This is a genomic window from Paenarthrobacter sp. 10N417 (assembly GCF_056394745.1).
Window position 1 is genome coordinate 50146 of the sequence record NZ_JBFTIL010000011.1, and the last position, 17357, is coordinate 67502.

Here is a 17357-nt window from a genome sequence, read left to right on the forward strand (position 1 = left end):
CCGTGACGGGCGCCACTATAACGTCTGTAGTGCGCATCACACCGAAGTGGTGCCATTCACAGTAGTAAGGAGCCGGCCGTGCTGGTTTTGCTTGGATTCGCAATGATTGCGGTATTCATGGTCCTGATCATGACCAAAAAGTTGACGCCCGTCTTGGCGCTGATCATCGTCCCCACCATCTTTGGTCTCTTCGCGGGGGCCGGCTTGGGCATAGGCCCCATGGTCATGGACTCGATGAAGTCCATGACCTCCACGGCCGCGCTCCTCATGTTCGCCATCATCTACTTCGGCCTGATGATCGACGTCGGGCTGTTCGACCCCCTGGTGAAGTTCATTCTGCGCAAGCTCGGCAATGATCCCGCCAAGGTAGTCCTGGGCACAGCTATCCTCGCCGCGGCAGTCTCCCTGGACGGTGACGGCTCAACCACCTTCATCCTCACCACCGCCGCCATGCTGCCGGTCTACCTGCGCCTGAAGATGAGCCCCGTGGTCCTCACCTGCGTGGCGGGTCTTGCCAACGGCACCATGAACATCCTGCCGTGGGGTGGACCCACAGCCCGTGCCGCTACCGCGCTGAAGCTGGATGTCAACGACGTCTTCGTCCCCATGGTCCCGTCCCTCATCGTTGGCCTCATCGTCGTGCTCGTCTTCTCCTGGCTGCTCGGCCTGCAGGAACGTAACCGCCTCCGCACCACCGCTCCCGAAATCTGGGGCGACGTCGCCAATCCTTCCGACGCGTTCGACGGCGGCAATGGCCGCGGCGGTTCGGCCGCCACTGGTGCTGGTGGTTCAGGCTTCAGCAAGGGCCGCTTCAGCTTTGGCCGCACCGCACCCAAGCCGGTAACCGGCGGAGGGGCCGGCGTCGCAGTTCTTGAACGTACTGAAGAGCTGGTGGACGACCACGACACCGCCATGGCTGATACTGCATTGGATCCCAACCGCGCCACGCTCCGGCCCAAACTGTTCTGGTTCAACCTTGGGCTCACGGTCGCCGTCATGGTCACCCTGGTAGCGAACATCGTCCCGCTCCCGTTCGTCTTTATGGTGGGCGCGGCTATCGCACTGCTGGTCAACTTCCCCAAGGTCAAGGACCAGGGCGCCCAGCTGATCGCCCACGCACCGTCAATCGTCGCCGTCGTCAGCATGGTCATGGCGGCTGCAGTCCTCACCGGTGTCCTCAACGGCACCGGCATGGTCAAGGCAATGTCCGAGTGGCTCGTCCAGATCATCCCCGCGGACATGGGCCCATTCATGGCAGTCATCACCGGTGTGTTGAGCATCCCGATGACCTTCTTCATGAGCAACGACGCGTTCTACTTCGGCGCACTGCCGGTCCTCAGCGAAACCGCAGCCCACTATGGCGTTGGCGCAGCGGACATGGCCCGCGCTTCCATCACCGGCCAGCCGTTCCACCTCCAGAGCCCCCTGGTTCCCGCGATCCTGCTGCTCGTGTCCCTGGCAAAGGTAGACCTGGGCGACCACCACAAGAAGGTCCTCTGGCGCACTGCAGTCATTTCGATCGTCATGCTGGCAGTCGGAGTCCTGACCGGAGCCATCGGCATCGGCTGATCGCACAAAGCGCCCGGGGTAACCGGAAGCAGCACAATGAATGATCAGCCTGCCGGGTTAGTTGCCCGGCAGGCTGATCCTTTTGGGAGGTATTGACCGATCCTGCGAACGTCCCTTATCAGGAGACCGGCATATCATTGGCGGGTGCCACCCCTTGAACTAGTTCTCAGTGCCTGGCGGATCGACTGGGCAGCCCTCGCTATGATCACCGCCTTAGGCGTGCTCTATGGCCTTGGTATCAAGGCTGCCGCAAAGAACGGGCATCAGTGGCCGCTGTGGCGGGCCGTAGCTTTCTACCTCCTGGGCCTGGGATCCATGGCGGTCCTCACTTGCGGATTCACTGGTGTCTACAGTGCGGACCTCCGATGGGCTTTCACCATCAAGGTTGCCTTGCTCCTGTTTGTGGTTCCGCTCCTGATGGGTCTGGGCCGGCCCATCACGCTTGCCCGCGTTGCCCTGCCTCCTGACGGTATCGAGGTGCTCAACAGGGTACTGGCTCACCGTTTAGTCCGTTTCTTCAGCAATTCGCTGGCAGCGCCGCTGCTGGGGCTGGCGCTGTTCTCCACCTTCCTCACGCCGGCGTTCTACACCTTGCGTGCTGATCCCTTGGCTGAAACACTCCTGACGATCACCATTCCGTTGCTTGGCCTCCTCATGGCGCTGCCCATTATCGAAGAAGCGGACTTCCAGCGCTCCAGCGTGTACATCACGCTGGAGTTCGTGTTTGTTTTCATCGAACTCCTGGTCGACGCTGTGCCCGGCATCCTCCTGCGCCTCAACGGACAGGTTCTTGACCATGTGATGAGCACCCAGGCCATGCTTGGCTGGTTCCCTGATCCGCTCCGTGACCAGCAACTGGCTGGGGACGCATTGTGGTTTGTCTGTGAAATCGTTGACCTGCCACTCATCATCCTCATGTTCATCAGGTTTTCCCGGAGCGACAAACGCGAGGCGCGTGGCTTCGATGAGCTCACTGATGCGGAACTGGACGAGCTGAACGCGCAGCACCTGCACCGGCACTGAAGGCCGTGCGTGGCCAAGTAGACTGGTTCGGAAAACCATTTGAACTTTGCAGGGGAGATCCATGGCTGCGATCAACCGTGACGACGTCGCGCATCTTGCGCGTCTGGCTCACATTGAAATGAGTGCCGAAGAGCTGGACAGGATGGCGGTTGAGCTTGCCGTCATCGTGGATTCGGTGAAGTCCGTCAGCGAAGCCGCCGGGGAGGATGTCCCGGCCACGTCCCACCCGATTCCGTTGACCAACGTGTTCCGTGAGGACGTCGTGGGCCACACGTTTACGGCTGAGCAGGCATTGTCCGGCGCTCCGGATGCTTACGAGAACCGTTTCAAGGTCCCGGCAATCCTGGATGAGGACTAATTACCATGACTGAGCTTAAGAACGAACTCATTCGCCACTCCGCTGCCGATCTTGCTGCGAAGCTTGCTGCCCGCGAGGTTTCCGCTGTTGAAGTGACGCAGGCGCACCTTGACCGTATTGCTGACGTGGACGGCCAGATTAATGCGTTCCTGCACGTTAATACGGAGGAAGCCTTGGCTGTCGCGGCCGAGGTTGACGCCGCGCGTGCCGCTGGTGGCGCCGCTGCCGGGGAACTTCATGCCCTGGCTGGTGTGCCGATCGCGGTGAAGGACTTGATCGTGACGATTGGCCAGCCGACGACGGCTGGCTCGAAGATCCTTGAGGGCTGGCACAGCCCCTATGACGCCACCGTGGTGAAGAAGCTGCGCGCGGCCAAGATGCCCATCCTTGGCAAGACCAACCTTGACGAGTTCGCCATGGGTTCCTCCACGGAGCATTCGGCGTACGGGCCCACCCGCAACCCTTGGGATCTGGACCGCATTCCTGGTGGTTCAGGCGGTGGCTCGGCTGCCGCCGTCGCTGCTTTTGAAGCGCCACTGGCGCTGGGTACGGACACCGGTGGATCGATCCGCCAGCCCGGTGCTGTCACCGGAACCGTCGGCGTCAAGCCCACGTATGGTGCAGTTTCCCGCTACGGCGCGATTGCCATGGCATCCTCCCTGGACCAGATTGGCCCGGTGTCCCGCACGGTGCTGGACGCGGCTCTGTTGCAGGAAGTCATCGGCGGCCATGATCCGTTCGATTCCACGTCCCTGACTGATCCGTTCGACAACCTGGCTGCTGCTGCCCGCGTGGGCAATGTTGCTGGCATGAAGATCGGCATCATCAAGGAGCTGCACGGCGAGGGCTACCAGGCCGGCGTCGAGAACCGTTTCAACGAGTCCCTTCAGCTGCTGAAGGATGCAGGTGCGGAAATTGTTGAGGTTTCCTGCCCCAACCTGAAGTACGCCCTGGGCGCTTACTACCTGATCATGCCGTCCGAGGCGTCCAGCAACCTGGCCAAGTTCGACGGCGTTCGGTATGGCTTGCGCGCCCTGCCCAAGGACGCCCCGATGACCATCGAGCGTGTCATGGGTGCAACCCGTGCCGCTGGCTTTGGTGATGAGGTCAAGCGCCGCATCATCCTGGGCACCTACGCCCTGAGCGCTGGTTATTACGACGCCTACTACGGTTCGGCGCAAAAGGTCCGCACGCTCATTCAGCGCGACTTCGACGCCGCGTTCTCGAAGGCGGATGTCCTCATTTCGCCTACGGCTCCCACCACAGCGTTCAAACTGGGGGAGAAAGCGAACGATCCCCTGGCAATGTACCTGAACGACGTCGCCACCATTCCCGCCAATATGGCTGGTATCCCGGGCTTGTCGCTGCCCGGTGGCCTGGCTGACGAGGACGGCTTGCCCGTTGGCGTGCAACTCCTGGCCCCTGCCCGCCAGGATGCCCGCCTGTACCGCGTCGGTGCTGTGCTGGAGTCGATCCTGGAAGAAAAGTGGGGCGGCCCGCTCCTTGCGCAGGCTCCTGAATTGAAGACACCCGCTCTCGGTGCCGCATCCAACTCCGCCGGAGGTTCAAACTAATGTCCGTCGTCGCAACCCTGAGCTTCGAAGAGGCCATGGAGAAGTACGATCCTGTTCTGGGTTTCGAGGTCCACGTGGAGCTCAACACCAAGACCAAGATGTTCTCCTCCGCACCGAACGTCTTCGGCGATGAGCCGAACACCAACGTCAACGAGGTGGATCTCGGCATGCCCGGCGTCCTCCCGGTGCTGAACAAGACGGCTGTGGAGTCCTCCATCAAGATCGGCCTTGCCCTGAACTGCAAGATCGCCGAGTACTGCCGTTTCGCCCGGAAGAACTACTTCTACCCGGACACCCCGAAGAACTTCCAGACCTCGCAGTATGACGAGCCCATCGCCTACGACGGTTACCTCGACATCGAGCTTGAGGACGGCACGATCTTCCGCGTTGAGATCGAGCGTGCCCACATGGAAGAGGACGCCGGAAAGCTCACCCACATGGGTGGTTCCGCGGGCCGCATCCAAGGCGCCGACTACTCGCTGGTGGACTACAACCGTTCGGGTGTTCCGTTGGTGGAAATCGTCACCAAGCCGATCCAGGGTGCCGGAAGCCGCGCCCCGGAGCTGGCCAAGGCCTACGTTGCCGCGGTCCGCGAAATCGTGAAGAACCTTGGTGTTTCGGACGCCAAGATGGAACGCGGCAACGTCCGCTGCGACGCCAACGTTTCCCTGCGCCCGCACGGCCAGGAACGCTTCGGCATCCGCTCGGAGACGAAGAACGTAAACTCGCTGCGCGCCGTCGAGCACGCCGTTCGTTACGAGATCCAGCGCCACGCTGCGGTCCTGGACTCCGGCCAACCAGTGATCCAGGAGACGCGCCACTGGCACGAGGACACGCGTTCGACGACGTCGGGCCGCGCCAAGTCCGACGCCGACGATTACCGCTACTTCCCCGAGCCGGACCTGGTTCCCGTCGTCGCCTCCCGTGAGTGGGTGGAGGAGCTTCGCGCCACCCTTCCGGAGCCGCCGGCCGAACGCCGCAAGCGGCTCAAGGAAGCCTGGGGCTACTCGGATCTGGAGTTCCGCGATGTGGTCAACGCCGGCGTCATGGACTCCATCGAAGAAACCATCGCAGCCGGTGCCAGCGCAGATGTTGCCCGGAAATGGTGGATGGGTGAGATTGTTGGCCGCGCCAAGGTCGCCGACGTCGATCCTTCCGCTCTCGGTGTCACACCGCAGGTCATCGTCGAGCTGAACAAGCTGGTCGAGGACGGCAAGATCAACAACAAGATGGCTACGCAGGTCCTGGACGGCGTTCTTGCCGGCGAAGGTACACCGGCCGAGATCGTTGAAAAGCGCGGCCTCGCGGTGGTTTCCGACGACGGTCCGCTGCTGGAAGCCATCGACGCCGCCCTCGCGGCACAGCCTGACGTCGCGGAGAAGATCCGTGGCGGCAAGGTCCAGGCCATCGGCGCGATTGTGGGCGGTGTCATGAAGGCAACGCGTGGCCAGGCTGATGCCAACCGCGTTCGCGAGCTCATCCTGGAGAAGCTCGGCGTCGAAGGCTAAATTCGGCGGCGAATTGCCCAAGTAGCTCGCAGTTGTGGTTGTTTTGAGAGCTCAGAACAACCGCAACTGCGAGCTACTTTTTTCTGTAAGGGGCGCAGAATGGATACATGGCCACCATGACACCAGGCCTTCGCAAGGCCCTTATCGCCAGCGGCGTTGCCGTCGCCCTGACCGGCGGCGGGGCTGCCGCAGTGTGGGCAGGCACTCAGCCCAGCCCATCGCCGTCGAGCGCTACTGCCTCAGTAAGTCCCTCGGCATCTGACGGCGCCAAGCGCGCTGAGGGGCGGGCACAGGGGATCCATGGCGAGCACATTGTGAAAGAGCAGGACGGCACCTTCCGCACTGTGGTCACACAGACCGGCAAGATCGAGTCCGTGAGTGATTCCGCCATTACCGTCAAGAGCGAGGATGGCTTCACGCAGAGCTACGCAATCAACTCCGGGACCAGCATCTCACGCATGCCCACCGACCTCTCGGAACTGCGCAATGGCAAGGGTAAGCCCACGCTACCTTCGGCTACCGCGGCGGATCTCAAGTCCGGCGACACCGTACGGATAGCAGGGACCAAGGACGGCGACACTGTGACGGCACAGCGCATTGTGGCCGGTGAGCTTCCAGCTGTCCTCAAGGGGCATGGTCTCAGGGGGCACGGACACAAGGGGCTTTGACCGCGGAGTGGGCACCGCCTCCAGTGCCACCTGGCCCGCGCCGCCGTGTTGGTCAAGACCAAAATCAGCTATGCTTGAATCAAGTTTTTAAATATTGATTCAAGGTCGGGGATTAGTGTGAGAGTAAATGTCGGGGAGAGGATAGCTCGCCGGCGGCTTGAGACGGACCTCAGTCAGCGCGATCTTGAAGGTCTCACTGGGATTTCCCAGAGCACGCTGCAGCGTATCGAGTCCGGTAATCGTGTTGCCCGCATGGACGAGATCATCTCCATTGCCTGGGCTCTAGGCTGCCCGGTGGAAGCGATTCTGGACGAGACGCCGGTCCGGGACCGGGTGCTGGTAGCAAGCCGTGCCAGCACATCCACTGCCGACGCTGCGGCTGTCAAGGCGCGGCTGACACAATTCCTGGAAATGGACGCCTACCTAGCCATGCACGGCATCGGCGCGTAATGGCGGAAAAGGAATCCATTCCTGCAAGCGTCGGCCACAGCGAGCGGCCGGCCTATCTCGCGGCGAGGAAGATCCGTGACCAGCATGGGTTGGGCAGCGGGCCAATCGCTGATCTCCACGGGCTTATCGGCCTTGTCTCACCCGGAGCCGACGTTGCAATCCTGGACATGCCCGAGGGGATGGACGGCATGGTGGCGACGGACCCTGTGCGCGCAAAGACGGTGATTGGAGTGGCCACCACTTCTGTTCCCGAGCGCCAGCGATCATCACTCGGACACGAACTCGGTCACATCGTTTTTGCAGACTACGAAGCCGGCTTGCGGCATGACCCGTCTGAGCGGACGCCCCAAGAAATGCGCGCTGACACCTTTGCCAGACACCTACTGGCTCCTCTTCAGGGCGTTGTAGCATTCCTTGAAGACTTGCGTGCCGTTCCAGGCCAGTTAACCCTTCGCCACGTTTCCTCGGTCGTACACCACTTCCAAGTGTCGCCTGCCATTGCCCTGATCCAAATGCAGGCCTGTGGATGGATCGCAACTGCGCAAAAGACGGATTGGTGGGGTGAAACTGCCAAAGGACTGGCGCTGCGATTCGGGTGGATCGGTGACTATCGGGCCATGGCTGCAGAAAGTCAGACACCCCGGCCACCGCAGCGGCTCATCGAAAACGCCACCGAGGCCTACATCCGGAATCTGATCTCCGTGCAGGGCCTTGCAGCACTTAGTGGGGTGGATCCCGAACGTCAGCTCCAGGAGCTCGAAGAATCAGGGATCAGGCCTGAAACTATCGAAGTGGCATGGGCCGATCTGGACGCCTTCGGACCGGCCTGACCCATGCCCACACAGATAACGATTCTGGACGCAGGACCGTGCATCACTTTCTGCGCGGCTTCCAAGCAGGCCCTACTGGTCGCGGTCCTGCAACGTGGCTCAAACCAGCTCCACGTCCCGGATGTTGTGGATGATGAGGTCGGCAAGCGCGGCTCTAACCGACGGGATTTCCCGCCCGGAACAGTAAGCAACTGGCGGTTACTGACCGAACATGAGCACGTCGGAATCCTTGACTCATCGGTGTCTTCTGATGATGCCCAAGCCCTATCGGATGCCGTCAAGAAACTATCCGGCACACCGCTGGCCGAACGCCTCACGAACAGTAAGGACCTAGGCGAAATCCTGGTCATCGCTCACGCCATGGTCCGCAAGGATCGGGGCGAGGATGTGTACGTAGTTATTGACGAACATCGGGGACAAAAGCTGGCCACCCAGTTCGGTATCAAAGTCATCGACTCCGCATGGATACTTGGCAGCGCGGTTGCTCGCGGGCTGATCGCTGACCGTGGGGAGATGCGGAAGACCTACGATAACCTCCGGAAATATGACGCAGGTCTGGTCCACATCGAGCAGACCCATCTCCTCACAAAGGGGCTGTGGGCGCGGAAGCCGGAGTCGGTGCCCTCAGGAGAGGCGGAAACTGAAGCAAGGGCTGCCCTGGAACAGTTGGCCGCCGCCAACGACAGAACGTAACCAGTCGGTCGGCGTCATGCGATTAGGGTATAACTGTGAATCAACCGTTGGACGAGGGTCCGTTCTTTCATGGCACAAAGGCCAACCTTCGGGAAGGTGATCTCCTGAGCGCGGGCTTCAGGTCGAACTACCGGCCCGAGGTCGTGATGAACCACATCTACTTCACTGCTCTGCGGGATGGCGCAGGGCTGGCTGCCGAACTCGCGGCCGGCGACGGGGCTCCGCGCGTTTACGCAGTCGAGCCGACCGGGCCATTCGAGGACGATCCCAACGTGACTGACAAGAAATTCCCTGGGAACCCCACCCGGTCATACCGCAGCACGGCCCCACTCAGGGTCCTCGGAGAAGTCACCGATTGGACACGGCTGGAGCCCGAGGCGCTGCGAGCGTGGAAGGAACGGCTGGCGGCAATTCTTGCTGATGAACGTGGCGAAATCATCAACTGACGGGGATCCTTGGCTGACCCGGGAATCTTAGAGCGCTACGGTCCTGAATCCGAGGTTGGCGCTTGCCGAGTCAGGCGTGTTGGAACTCCGCGCGGCCAGCCGGTAACGGTTGCAGTAGGAGTCATGGCAAAGGTATGAGCCGCCGCGCATGACCCTTCCGCGCCCAATCGTTGGGCCTGGTGGGTCATCTACGGTTCCGGCGGCCAGGCATGCTTTGTAGTACTTGGGCAGGAACCAATCGCTGCACCACTCCCACACGTTGCCGCTGGTCTGGTACAGCCCATACCCGTTGGGGGCGAATGACCTGGCTGGCGCTGTGGTGAGGTAGCCGTCCTCGACGTCGTTGCGTACCGGGAACTCGCCCTGCCAGATGTTGCAGTTGTGCCGGGCGTTGCCTTCCGCGCTGTCATCGTGAAGTTCGTTGCCCCATGGATAGCGCTGCCCGGCCGCACCGCCGCGGGCTGCATACTCCCATTCCGCTTCGGTGGGCAGTCGTCGGCCCGCCCACGCACAGTAGGCTAAGGCGTCGTTGAAGGACACGTGCGTCACTGGATGGTCCGGGATGTCCGTCCAATGGGAGAGGGGCCCGGCCGGGCGGGCCCAGTCTGCGCCGCGGACATTGAGCCACCAAGGGACGTTGTTCACCCTGTTCAGGATGTCGTGCGGCTCGGCCTTGACTGCCAGATGGAACACTGCCGAGGTCCCGAACTCTTCAGATTCCGTACGGTGCCCCGTGGCATCCACGAATGCCGCGAACTCCGTGTTGGTGACCGTGGTGGCGCTGATGGTGAATCCGGAAACGGACACTTCGTGGACTGGCGTCTCGCCGTCGCCGTCGTAGCCTTCGCCGAAAGGATCGCCCATGGCGAAGGTCCCGGACGGGATCTCGACGTCTCCATTACCCGCCGTCGCGGCATCCTTGCCGGAACGTACGACGCCGGCCGTCGGGTTCCGATGTTCGCCCACCGCACGCAGGGGGAGCGTCAGCCCCGGCTTCGAATGTTCCCGGGCGCCGGCGCCAGGGCTGCAGCAGTCTGCCATATTCAACCTTTCCTCTGCGGTTCTCCATCAATCTTAGTGGGACCGGCCACAGCCCCAACAATGATCAAAGCTGATTTCTATCGTCAGTTTCAATCATGATCTTGCAAACGTGAAGGTGGTCGCTTATGGTTTGTTAAACGGTTAACGAGCGTGTTTTGAATCACACTCTCCCGGCACCATTGATGACTCTGGCCCAGCACTGAGGAGACAGTATGAACTCGACGACGCAACAAGCTCCGGCTTTGCCGGAAGCGCGCCGCGTCCCGGAGGCATTGCCCGGAAAATCCGGCATGGGGAGGCGCAAGGGCAACAGGGGGCCCCAGCAAAGCTTCCGGTCAAGGCTGAGGCGGGATCAGCAGATGCTCCTGATGATGCTCCCGGGTGTTGCTTTCCTGCTGCTCTTCTTCTACATCCCGATCCTGGGCAACGTCATCGCGTTCCAGGACTACCAGCCCTACCTCGGCATCGGGGACAGCCTCTTTGTTGGCTGGCAGAACTTCGTGGACCTGTTCGGCAACCCCGACTTCATCCATGCATTCTGGAACACGCTCTACCTTGCGGCGTGGCAGCTGGTTTTCCTTTTCCCGGTGCCGCTGGTGCTCGCACTGATTGTGGACTCACTGATCAGCACACGGATCCGGAGGATTTTCCAGAGCATCGCCTATCTGCCGCACTTCTTGTCCTGGGTCCTGGTGATCGCATTCTTCCAGCAGATGTTGGGCGGTGCGGGCTTCGTCAACAACCTGCTTCGCGATATGGGTATGGATCCGATTCCGTTCATGACCAATCCGGAAACCTTCCCCGTCATGGTGATCGTCCAGATGATCTGGAAGGACGCCGGCTGGGCCATGATCATCTTCCTCGCCGCCCTGGCAAGTATCGATGCCTCGCTGTATGAAGCAGCCGCTGCTGACGGTGCTGGGCGTTGGCGCAGGATGTGGCACATCACCTTGCCTGGGCTAAGGCCCGTGATCGTGCTCCTTCTGATCCTTCGCATCGGCGACATCCTTTCCGTTGGCTTCGAGCAGTTCATCCTGCAACGCGACGCCGTGGGTGCAGGAGCGGCGGAAGTGCTGGACACCTTTACCTACTACACCGGTGTGGTCGGTGGCGGCTGGAGTTCAGGTGCCGCGGCAGGCCTGGCGAAGGGTGTGGTCAGTGCCCTGCTGATCTACGGCGCCAACAAACTTGCCCACCGCTTGGGCGAAGACGGAATTTTTGCAAAGCAAGCACGCTGAGCCCACGCGGCTGCTGCAGAAGCTGCTGCACAAGGAGAACCCCATGGCAACAACACTTTTCACGAGGAAACCGCGGGAATTGAGCTACAACCCCAAACGACCCGTATGGAAGGAACGCCCTTCTCCTCTCTACCAGACGGTAAAAGCCGTCGTCCTCGTCCTTTTCAGCCTGTCCATCCTGACGCCGCTGCTCCTCGTGGTGTCCACGTCCCTGGCGGACACGGAACAACTCGTACAGGCAGGCGGATTCGTGCTTTGGCCGGAGCGGCCCACCTTGGAGGCCTACGCGACCATCTTCAAACGTCCCATGGTTCTGCGGTCCCTCGGGGTCAGCATGGTCATCACCGCCGTGGGCACCCTTCTTGCGCTGTTCGTCACGATCACCATGGCGTACGCCACCAGCCGATCAGTCCTTTTCGGCCGCCCCGTGGTGCTCGCGGTGCTGTTCACGCTCTTGTTCGCGCCGGGCCTCATCCCGTCCTTCCTCATGATTCGACAGCTCGGGCTGCTGGATTCCCTGTGGTCGCTGATCCTCCCGGGCATATTCGGCGCCTTCAACTTCGTGGTGATGCGCTCGTTCTTCATGAACATCCCGGGCGAACTGATCGAAAGCGCCCGGATCGATGGTGCCAACGACTGGCAGATCCTCTGGCGGATCGTCATGCCACTGTCCAAGGCCGTCATCGCCGTCGTCGGTTTGTTTTATGCCGTTGGTTTCTGGAACTCGTTCTTCAACGCACTGCTGTACATCAATGACCACAGCAAATGGCCCATCCAGTTGCTGCTCCGGAACTTCGTAGTCCAGGGCAGCGGGGCGGCAGACCAGTTGGGAATCACCACCACACCTCCGCCGCAATCCATCCAGATGGCTGTAGTGGTGGTGGCGCTGGTTCCCATCCTGATGGTTTACCCGTTCCTTCAAAAGCACTTTGCCAAGGGCGTCATCACCGGCGCCGTGAAGGGCTAGTCGTTTACGCGGCATGCCGGACCAATAAGAACAGCATCAACTACCAGTAAAGAACCAGAAAGGGTTACGCCATGACGAGCACTACCTCAGGACAGGCTGGATTCAGCCGTCGCGGCTTCCTTGGCCTCGCGGGCCTGGCCGTCACCGCCGTCGGCCTGTCTGCTTGCGGGGGTGGTGGAGCTGCGAGCAACGGAGGCGCAGCTGCCTCCGCTTCGGTCAAGCTGCCCACCTACAAGGAATTCACCGGAGTGAGTCCGGATCTTGCCGGTAACGCCAAAGGCCTGCAGGCCGGCTACTTCAAACTGCCCACCGCCGTGCAGTCCGTGAAGACTCCGCCGCTTAAGGGCAAGGTGACCGGCCTGACGGAAACCTTCGAGACCATGAGTCCCGGCCTGAAGGACAACCCCTTCTGGCAGCGCCTCAACGCCAAACTCGGCGGCGACCTGGAACTGCAGATCGCCGAGGACATCGGAGATGGTTATCCGGCCAAGTTCGCCACTGTCCTGGCCAGCAATGAACTGCCGGACATGATGTGGGTGCCGCCGAACCAGGGAATTCCCAATGTTGGCCCCATGCTCGAGGCGAAGTTCCAGGACCTGACGCCCTACCTCTCAGGCGACGCAGTGCTCGAGTACCCCAACCTGGCCGCGCTGAAGCCCGATTCCTGGAAGACCGCCGTCGTGAACGGCAAGATCTGGGGAGCACCCATCCCGAGCACCCCGTTCGGCCAGGTGTACCTGGGCAACCACGACGTATGGGCACAAGTAGGTGGTTTCGAGGCTGCCAGCGCGGACGAGTTCCTGGACAAGGCCAAGGAACTGACGCGTCCTGGCGATCAGAAGTATGCCCTTGAGCCCGCCTATATCAATGCCCTGCACATGGTTACCGAGTGGTTTGGCGCCCCGAACAGCTGGGCGGTCAACAAGGACCGTACGCTGACGCATTTGTACGAAACCGACGAGTACATTGCCGGCGTGGAGTTCACCGCCAAGATGTTCGCAGCCGGCGTTTTCTACCCGGATTCCAAGGCCACGGACATTCGTTCCCGCGTTGCCAATGGCAGTGTTGCGGCACAGGTGGTGGTGGGTCCCCATGACCTCCGCAGCTACCGGGCACTGAACAAGACCGCGAAGTTCGACATCCTCATTCCTTTCAGCGCCGACGGGAAGGTCAAGCCAACCTACGACATGGGCTATGGCACGGTGGGCTTCACGCCGTTCAAGAAGGCTGAGGAAGGCAGGATCCGCGAGCTTCTGGCCCTGATCAACTACCTGTCGGCACCGTTCGGCACGGTGGAGTACATGCAGAAGAACTTCGGCGAGCCCGGGCAGGACTACACCCTGGATGGTTCGGGCAACCCGGTGCTTACGGAGACTGGAACCACCAATGCGCCCGGTTTGGTATCGGCGTTGAACATCATGTCCAGCCCCGAAAACGTCATCTTCAATCCGGGATTCGACGACGACACCCGCTATGTCAGCCAGCAGGAAGAGAAGCTGCTGGAACTCGCATGGCGCAACCCCACCAATGGTTCCTACTCCGATACGAACGCCAAGGTGGGGGCGAAGATCACCAAACAGCTCCGCGACAAGGTGGTGGACATCATCACGGGCCGGGCCAAGATCGATGAACTCAAGGACGCGGTCAAGCGCTGGAAGAGCGAAGGCGGTGACAAGATGCGCGACGAATACCAGGCCGCGTTGGATCCCGAAGCTCCCGTGTTCAGGAGCTAGCCTCAAAAAACCAGAAGAAACACCAACAAGCAGGGGGAAATCATGGCAAAAGCGAGTAACACGGGAGTCCGGCCCACCATTCGCATGGTGGCCGAACTCGCGGGTGTTTCCACGGCCACGGTTTCCTATGTGTTGTCCGGTCGCCGGGGTGATGCGGGACCGGGAGTTTCGGACCCGACGGCGGAGAAGGTCAAGGCTGCCGCGGAGCGGCTTGGCTACCGCCCCAACCAGGCTGCCCGGGCTATCCGGACAGGGCGGACGAACACCGTCATCCTGTCACTGACCATGCTGTCCGATCCTTGGTCGTTATCCGTCATCGAGGCGGTGCAAAAGGCGGCAGCTCCGTTCGGAATTACGCCGATGATCCTCGGCGACGCCGACTGGGTGAAGGTCCTGGGCACTCATAACGCCGACGCTGTGTTCGTGGACGCAGTCCGCCCTGAGCAACGGGGCGCCCTTCGGAAGCTCGCGGAGCATGGGACCACGCTCGTGGTTTTTGACGAAGAGCTTGAACCGGAGGGCTTCGACGTCATCAGGTCCATTGCAGGGCCAGGCTGCCGCATAGCCGTGGAGCACCTACTCCACGGCCATCGGAGGATCGCTTGCCTCACCCCTGCCACGGTTGCCGGCGCCTCGGGCGGCACCCGCTACCGGGCCTACTCAGAGGCCCTGGTGGACGCCGGCATCCCGGAAAGCGAGGATTATGTGGGCCTCTTCGATGGCACGTCCGCCGGTGCGTATGCTGCCACAACGCGGCTGCTCAGCCTGCCGGAGCGGCCTACTGCCATCTACGCCACCACGGACTTCGCCGCCGTCGCAGCCATCAATGCGGCTCAACGGCTCGGGCTCGCCGTTGGTGTTGACGTGGACATCATTGGCGTGGGCAACACTGTGGAGGGGGAGCGGATGTCGCCGTCGCTCAGCACGGTGGGCCCCGTGGATTTCTTCGGCAAAGTGGCCCGGCTTCTCTTGCAGCGGGCGACGGCACCCGCTGGCCCGGAGGCCAAGGGCGAGCCGGCGGTCCTGGACTTCCCGTGGCACCTGTTCGTGCGCGAATCCGCACCCCACCGCAGCTCAGCAACCAGACTTTTTTAAACGAACCAGCAGAAGGAAATTGCACCTCATGGAAAAGGATTTGAAGGTCGGCATCGTGGGTTTCGGCCTGCGCTCCGGGCTGTGGAGACACGCCCATAAACCGGGTCACGGCTCTGAAGTCACCATCGTCTGTGACGTGAGCGAGAGGGGACGGGCGGACGCCGCGGCGAGCATCCCCTCGGCCCGCATCACCAGCGACCTCGAAGAAGTGCTCGCCAGCGACCTGGACGCTGTCCTGGTGTTAACCCCGGATAACCAGCATGCCGCCGTCGCGGTCCGTACGCTCAAGGCCGGCATTGCGACCTTCTGTGAGAAGCCCCTGGATATCACCGTGGAGGCAGCGGACCTGATTTTGAAGACGGCCTATGAGACCGGAACGCGCTTGTACGTTGGACACAATATGCGGCACATGCCGGTTGTAGTACAGATGCGCCAAATCATTCAGGAGGGCAGGATCGGCGAGGTCAAGGCCATCTGGTGCCGGCACTTTGTCGGCGATGGCGGGGACTATTACTTCAAGGACTGGCATGCCCAGCGCGCCAATGTCACCTCCCTGCTCCTCCAAAAAGGGGCGCACGACATCGACGTGATCCACTGGCTGGCCGGCGGGTACACCAAGCGGGTTGCCGCCGTCGGTGATCTCGCGGTCTATGGCGATGTCACCAACCGCAGCAACAACGCGGGCAAGCGCATGGGCGAATGGTACTCGGTGGACAATTGGCCGCCCACGGAGCAGAAAGGCCTGGCTGAGGTGATCGACGTCGAGGACATTTCCATGATGAATATGGTCCTGGACAACGGCGTTCTGGCTTCGTACCAGCAGTGCCACTTCACCCCCGATTACTGGCGCAACTACACCATCATTGGCACCAGGGGCAGAATCGAGAACTTCGGCGACGGCCCCGGGAACACCATCAACGTCTGGACCAGCCGGACCTCGGGCTATGCGGCGCCGGACGAGGTACACACAATCCAGGACGGTGACGGCGGCCATGGGGGCGCAGACCCGCGCCTTATCGAGGAGTTCCTTCGCTTCGCTTCCCGAGGCGGCCAAACGCAGACCAGTCCCGTAGCTGCACGGCAGGCAGTGGTGGCCGGCGTACTCGCCACCGAATCGCTGCGCGGCGACGGCTGCGCGCGGGAGGTCCCTGCACTGCCCGCCGGGCTTGTGGCCTACTTCGACGCCGGACAACCGGCCTTGGCCCGTGGCTAGCTAGCGGGGGCTGGATAGCTCGATAAGTTCGGTCATGACGGTTTGAAGTGACTCGCAAACCGTCATGACTGATTTCCGTTTCATCGTTTCGGGCCTGGCCAGGATGTCGATCTTACGCACCGCGTTCACGCCGGAAAGGGGCCGCAGCACAACGCCGGGATCCAGGACGCGCCGCGCCGTGAACCTTGGCAGGAGTCCGATCGCGCCGCCAGCCGCCACAAGCGCGGCAACAGTTGAGTAGTCGTTAATGCGGTGAAGCACTTCGGCGGGCCGTCCACTCACGGCAACGACGGCGGCGAGCACGTCCGCGGGGGAGTAGCCGTCGCGGCTGGTCACCCAGGTTTCATCCACGACGTCGGACGGCTTCAGTTCGCGCCGGGATGCCAGCGGGTGGTTCGCGGGTAGGGCGACGTCCAGGGGTTCGTCGGCCAACGGGATCACGGCCACTTTGTCGCCGGGCCATGGCGGGCTGTTGTCCATCCTGTGAGCCAGGACGAGGTCGTAGCGGGCAACCAAGCCCGGGAAATCTTCCTGGGCCACGTCCTCATCCGAGAGTCGGAGCCTTGGCGACTTTCCGCCGTCGGACGCCAACAGCGCTGCCAACGGCGCAAACAGCGCCTGCCCCGCACTGTGGAAGGCACTGACACTGACAGGCGCGTCCGGAGCGTCGTGATAGGCGCCGATCGCTGCCCGCGCATCCGCCATGGCGTTCACGACGGCGGCCCCGGCCTCGGCGAGGACCTGTCCGGCGTCGGTCAGCACCAGGGCGCGCCCTTCCTTGCGTGTCAGTGGAACGTCCACCGATTTCTGCAGGAGCGCGAGCTGTTGCGAAACGGCCGATGGGGTGACCATAAGAGTCTCGGCCACAGCTTTGACACTGCCTAGGTCCCCGAGTTCACGAAGCATCTGCAACTGATGGATTTCCATTAGCAAATCCTAAATCGTTGATTG

17 protein-coding genes are annotated in these 17357 nt (G+C 61.8%); 15 read left to right on the forward strand and 2 right to left on the reverse strand.

The window, feature by feature from the left end; genetic code table 11:
- The first annotated feature begins 78 nt into the window (after window positions 1-78).
- The 10 genes from AC1DCM_RS14690 to arr all read left to right on the forward strand — a co-directional run bounded on the left by AC1DCM_RS14690 (window position 79) and on the right by arr (window position 9119).
- Window positions 79-1569, forward strand: coding sequence for a CitMHS family transporter (locus AC1DCM_RS14690; RefSeq protein WP_442006327.1), 1491 nt, complete (start codon window positions 79-81; stop codon window positions 1567-1569).
- A gap of 201 nt (window positions 1570-1770) precedes the next feature.
- The gene (locus tag AC1DCM_RS14695; RefSeq protein ID WP_477518799.1) at window positions 1771-2592 is read left to right on the forward strand and encodes a cytochrome c oxidase assembly protein; all 822 of its coding nucleotides are present in this window, start codon (window positions 1771-1773) and stop codon (window positions 2590-2592) included.
- A gap of 61 nt (window positions 2593-2653) precedes the next feature.
- Window positions 2654-2950: an Asp-tRNA(Asn)/Glu-tRNA(Gln) amidotransferase subunit GatC gene (gene gatC / locus AC1DCM_RS14700; RefSeq protein ID WP_017199363.1), complete on the forward strand. Its 297-nt coding sequence runs from the start codon at window positions 2654-2656 to the stop codon at window positions 2948-2950.
- A 5-nt stretch (window positions 2951-2955) separates the two neighbouring features.
- The gene (gatA, locus tag AC1DCM_RS14705; protein ID WP_442006325.1) at window positions 2956-4524 is read left to right on the forward strand and encodes an Asp-tRNA(Asn)/Glu-tRNA(Gln) amidotransferase subunit GatA; all 1569 of its coding nucleotides are present in this window, start codon (window positions 2956-2958) and stop codon (window positions 4522-4524) included.
- Window positions 4524-6032, forward strand: coding sequence for an Asp-tRNA(Asn)/Glu-tRNA(Gln) amidotransferase subunit GatB (gene gatB, locus AC1DCM_RS14710; RefSeq protein ID WP_477518800.1), 1509 nt, complete (start codon window positions 4524-4526; stop codon window positions 6030-6032). The genes gatA and gatB overlap by 1 nt, the downstream gene beginning before the upstream one ends.
- Before the next feature lie 107 nt (window positions 6033-6139).
- Window positions 6140-6700, forward strand: coding sequence for a DUF5666 domain-containing protein (locus AC1DCM_RS14715; RefSeq protein WP_442006323.1), 561 nt, complete (start codon window positions 6140-6142; stop codon window positions 6698-6700).
- Between the two features lie 117 nt (window positions 6701-6817).
- Complete coding sequence (locus AC1DCM_RS14720) at window positions 6818-7150, forward strand: helix-turn-helix domain-containing protein (RefSeq protein WP_442006322.1); 333 nt, start codon at window positions 6818-6820, stop codon at window positions 7148-7150.
- Window positions 7150-7980, forward strand: coding sequence for an ImmA/IrrE family metallo-endopeptidase (locus AC1DCM_RS14725; protein WP_442006321.1), 831 nt, complete (start codon window positions 7150-7152; stop codon window positions 7978-7980). Before AC1DCM_RS14720 ends, AC1DCM_RS14725 begins: the two co-directional genes overlap by 1 nt.
- Before the next feature lie 3 nt (window positions 7981-7983).
- Window positions 7984-8673 carry a PIN domain-containing protein gene (locus AC1DCM_RS14730; protein ID WP_442006320.1) on the forward strand — a complete coding sequence of 230 codons (690 nt, stop codon included), beginning with the start codon at window positions 7984-7986 and terminating at the stop codon, window positions 8671-8673.
- 29 nt (window positions 8674-8702) lie between these two features.
- Complete coding sequence (arr, locus tag AC1DCM_RS14735) at window positions 8703-9119, forward strand: NAD(+)--rifampin ADP-ribosyltransferase (RefSeq protein ID WP_477518835.1); 417 nt, start codon at window positions 8703-8705, stop codon at window positions 9117-9119.
- Between the two features lie 27 nt (window positions 9120-9146).
- Here arr and AC1DCM_RS14740 read toward each other — a convergent pair whose 3' ends face one another.
- Window positions 9147-10160 (reverse strand): formylglycine-generating enzyme family protein, encoded by a 1014-nt coding sequence (locus AC1DCM_RS14740; RefSeq protein ID WP_442006318.1) that lies wholly within the window; start codon window positions 10158-10160, stop codon window positions 9147-9149.
- A gap of 212 nt (window positions 10161-10372) precedes the next feature.
- Here AC1DCM_RS14740 and AC1DCM_RS14745 point away from each other — a divergent pair, with 212 nt between their 5' ends.
- From AC1DCM_RS14745 to AC1DCM_RS14765, 5 genes are all read left to right on the forward strand, one after another.
- On the forward strand, window positions 10373-11398 hold the full coding sequence (locus tag AC1DCM_RS14745; protein ID WP_477518801.1) for an ABC transporter permease: 1026 nt from the start codon (window positions 10373-10375) through the stop codon (window positions 11396-11398).
- Between the two features lie 43 nt (window positions 11399-11441).
- Entirely contained in the window at window positions 11442-12365 is a 924-nt protein-coding gene (locus AC1DCM_RS14750) for a carbohydrate ABC transporter permease (protein WP_477518802.1), read from the forward strand.
- A 71-nt stretch (window positions 12366-12436) separates the two neighbouring features.
- The gene (locus AC1DCM_RS14755) at window positions 12437-14098 is read left to right on the forward strand and encodes a type 2 periplasmic-binding domain-containing protein (RefSeq protein WP_477518803.1); all 1662 of its coding nucleotides are present in this window, start codon (window positions 12437-12439) and stop codon (window positions 14096-14098) included.
- Between the two features lie 42 nt (window positions 14099-14140).
- Window positions 14141-15193: a LacI family DNA-binding transcriptional regulator gene (locus AC1DCM_RS14760; protein ID WP_477518804.1), complete on the forward strand. Its 1053-nt coding sequence runs from the start codon at window positions 14141-14143 to the stop codon at window positions 15191-15193.
- A gap of 28 nt (window positions 15194-15221) precedes the next feature.
- Window positions 15222-16406: a Gfo/Idh/MocA family protein gene (locus AC1DCM_RS14765; protein WP_477518805.1), complete on the forward strand. Its 1185-nt coding sequence runs from the start codon at window positions 15222-15224 to the stop codon at window positions 16404-16406.
- Here AC1DCM_RS14765 and AC1DCM_RS14770 read toward each other — a convergent pair whose 3' ends face one another.
- The gene (locus tag AC1DCM_RS14770) at window positions 16407-17333 is read right to left on the reverse strand and encodes a LysR family transcriptional regulator (protein ID WP_477518806.1); all 927 of its coding nucleotides are present in this window, start codon (window positions 17331-17333) and stop codon (window positions 16407-16409) included. It abuts the gene before it with no gap.
- Between the last annotated feature and the right edge of the window lie 24 nt (window positions 17334-17357).